We start from the raw sequence: 3,218 nt of genomic DNA on the forward strand, positions 1-3,218 counted from the left end.
GACGGCGATTTATCGCGTCTTGAAAACCCACAATTTTGTACTATTAGCCCTTAACTAAACCGTATTGGGTTAACAGGCATCCGGCTTTGGCAGACTCGAACCGTCTTCGCCAGAAGCAGCGATCGCAGATAAGTTAGCTTTATCACTGGCATCAGTCTTTTTTTGTCAAGTCTCATTGACAATTTGTAACAAACTTGTTATATTTGTTTACATAAGATAACAAAACAAAGAAAAAAAACCATGTATACCACCACTAACGAAGACGGCATTCTCAACAACTATGCAGCAGAACCAAAGATGTACTACGCTGAGTACCCAGCAATTTGGGAACAACGTAAATACGTTTTACAGGGCCTTTTTGCAACCTTAATCGTCACCGCTTTAGTTTTGGTTGGTTTGAGTGTTAGCTAAGATTTTTTGATTTCAGTATCGCTGTATCTCATTGTCATTCATACTTCTCTCTGTAACCCCGGTTAGTTTCGCCGGGGTTTTTTGTGTTTTGCGTATCCCAAACGGCAGTGGTATGCTGATAAGTCAGTTTTATATTTACCATCAGTATTTTTTTGTCAAGTCCTATTGACGATTTGTAACAAAACCGTTATATTTAGTTACATAAGATAACAAAACAAAGAAAAGAAAAAACTATGTACACCACCACTAACGAAGAAGGCATTCTCAACAACTACGCAGCGGAACCCAAGATGTACTACGCTGAGTACCCAGCAATTTGGGAACAACGTAAATACGTTTTACAGGGTCTTTTTGCAACTTTAATTGTCACCACTTTAGTTTTGGTTAGTTTTACCGTTAGCTAAGATTTTTGATTTCGGTATCGCTGTATCTCATCGTCATTCTCACTTCTCGACTTTACCTCGGCTGATTTAGCCGAGGTTTTTTGTGTTTTATACATCGCAAAAGGCGAGTGGGATATTGCGTTGTCAAATAACAGCGTTGGCGTAGCCTGCCGCAGGCATCGCCTGACAACAAGCGGTCAGCCATAAAATAAAGACAAATCAATAAAAGGGGGTGTTTATGGCAACCCAACTCGGTGAACCTAAATTTTCAACAGAACTGGTAATATCTTGGGAAGCATTGCCCGCAGATTTTCACCTAGAGGATGAACCAGTGGAAAATACAGATCAGCCACTATTGGCTGGTGCTTTGCGCGAAAGCCTTGAGATAAGTGGTTTCATCCAACCGCAGATGTTGATAGCCTCAAATTTTGGACTTTGTGCAACGATAAACGGGCAATTTGTTGCCAAAGCACCCGACTGGCTTTATGTGCCATCGGTAAATCAGATTTTAGGAGAACGCAAAAGCTATACACCCAATTTAGATGGAGATATTCCGGCAATTGTGATGGAATTTCTATCTGACACAGAGGGTGGAGAATACTCTTTTAAGCGAACCTATCCACCAGGAAAATGGTTTTTTTACGAGCAGATTCTTCAAGTTCCAATTTACGTAATTTTTGACCCAAATGGTGGTTTGTTAGAATTTTACCAACTCGAAAACAGGCGCTACGAGTTACAGCAACCTGATGAAAATGGTCGTCATTGGATTGATTCAATGGGTTTATTTCTGGGAACTTGGCAAGGAACAAAAGAAGCCAGAACGGGTTACTGGTTGCGCTGGTGGGATGAGGCAGGTAATTTGTTACTTTGGGCAGTGGAACAAATTGAACAGGAACGCCAGGAAAAAGAACGGCTAATTGCCTATTTACAATCTCAAGGTATTGATCCAAATAATTTGCCTTAGCATATATGCATAGGTAGCCAGCCCCAGCATGAAACGAACTCTTCGCACCTAGCCCGCATTTCTCACAAGCTTCAGGCGTTTGATGGAGCAGAGGGGCGGAGGGGCAGAGGGGCAGAGGGGATTGAACTTGGCACATTGAACTCTCCCCTGCTCCCTTGCTCCCCTGCTCCCCTGCTCCCCTGCACAAGCGCAGGCTTTGAGAGGTGTGGTGAGAAATCCGGGCTAGGCGGTGATGAGCGAGTGATTTAGAAAACCTGATTACCCGTAGTAGCTACAACCGTTACGCTGATGAAGGGTTCAGGCGTCATACAGAAATTCAAGCACGGGTGAAAAAGCTCCTGGCAGAGAAAAAAGCTAGAGAGGAAAAAAATAGCGTTTTTGCTGAATCAAAAGCCAGAATTATTCGTCACTTAAACTATCAATTCCCTACTTACTTCTACTGGAGGATGATTTATGTCATCACAACTGATTCGGTTGATTTCTTTGGGCAGTATTGGCTTATCTTTGTGTCTGGGAAATTCGGCAGCAATGGCGCAATATGATTCTACTGGCGATGGTGTAGTAGTACCAACAATACCATCAGGTGGTACATCAGCACCCGTACCAATCGACACATCGACAGGCATACCACCTTCACCCTCAGCTGACGGTACAACTCGGTTTAGCTGTCAGACTTACAATGGACAGTATACTGTCATGTATCAGCCACAAAGTCAACCAGGACAATTCTTTCCTTGGGCAGCGCCTGCGGCTTTGGGTGGTGGTTGGGACGCACAAAAGCGTTGTGCAGCGATCGCTAGTCGCTTAGAACTTTATCGCCCAGATGGCTTACAAGAACTCCAGACATCCGTAGAAAATAACGAAAATACTGTCTGCGTCACAACTGAAACGAACCCAAACTGTAGAATTGTGCTGACAGTCCCCCGTGGTAAAGATCCTGTTTTTATCCGCAATAGCATTTTTCAAAACTTGACTACTGCTGATAGTGGACAGCAAACCATAGCTGTCAACACTTATGGCAATCGCAATAGTGGAAGCAACGAAATATATAATTTAGGACGCACACTTCTGGGTAGTGGCAATAATCGGGTTAGTTCATCTAGAAGTGGGATTAATTTGAAACCTTTCCTCGATCGCCAAGATGGTGGTACTGGAAATAATTTGCGGAGTGGAGTAGCAATTCGTCGTCAGTCTCAACCTAACGGTGCTCGTCTAGCCCCTGGTAAGTTCCGGTAAGCAAGAGTGGCTTTTAATACAAAATGACTTTCAAATAAAAAATATCCAACTACTTATTGTGGGGCGGGCATCTTGTCCGCCTTTTTTATGCAATACGCTTGGGTTAAGGGCGAATGGCACTAAGAAAAGGGAAAATCGTTGAGGCAGCGTAAGGATTGCAGAGGAGCAAAGGAGCAGGGGAGAAACAAGAAGTTTTAGGTATTGCGTTCGGATATTTAGAAATT

General features: G+C 43.3%; 5 protein-coding genes. 4 read left to right on the top strand and 1 reads right to left on the bottom strand.

Annotation, left to right across the window (positions count from 1 at the left end; genetic code table 11):
- Nucleotides 1–240 precede the first annotated feature (240 nt).
- From psb34 (ABF638_RS37320) to ABF638_RS37335, 4 genes are all read left to right on the top strand, one after another.
- Nucleotides 241–411: a photosystem II assembly protein Psb34 gene (psb34, locus tag ABF638_RS37320; protein WP_289798921.1), complete on the top strand. Its 171-nt coding sequence runs from the start codon at nucleotides 241–243 to the stop codon at nucleotides 409–411.
- Nucleotides 412–644: 233 nt separating this feature from the next.
- On the top strand, nucleotides 645–815 hold the full coding sequence (gene psb34, locus ABF638_RS37325) for a photosystem II assembly protein Psb34 (protein ID WP_435027774.1): 171 nt from the start codon (nucleotides 645–647) through the stop codon (nucleotides 813–815).
- Between the two features lie 217 nt (nucleotides 816–1,032).
- Complete coding sequence (locus ABF638_RS37330) at nucleotides 1,033–1,758, top strand: Uma2 family endonuclease (protein WP_435027775.1); 726 nt, start codon at nucleotides 1,033–1,035, stop codon at nucleotides 1,756–1,758.
- A 453-nt stretch (nucleotides 1,759–2,211) separates the two neighbouring features.
- Complete coding sequence (locus ABF638_RS37335) at nucleotides 2,212–2,994, top strand: COP23 domain-containing protein (protein WP_435027776.1); 783 nt, start codon at nucleotides 2,212–2,214, stop codon at nucleotides 2,992–2,994.
- 30 nt (nucleotides 2,995–3,024) lie between these two features.
- Here the strand turns inward: ABF638_RS37335 and ABF638_RS37340 are convergent.
- On the bottom strand, nucleotides 3,025–3,218 hold a 194-nt coding region (locus ABF638_RS37340), incomplete at its 5' end, for a hypothetical protein (RefSeq protein WP_435027777.1).

The sequence above is a fragment of the Nostoc sp. CALU 1950 genome (assembly GCF_051172895.1).
Taxonomy (GTDB): domain Bacteria; phylum Cyanobacteriota; class Cyanobacteriia; order Cyanobacteriales; family Nostocaceae; genus Nostoc; species Nostoc edaphicum_A.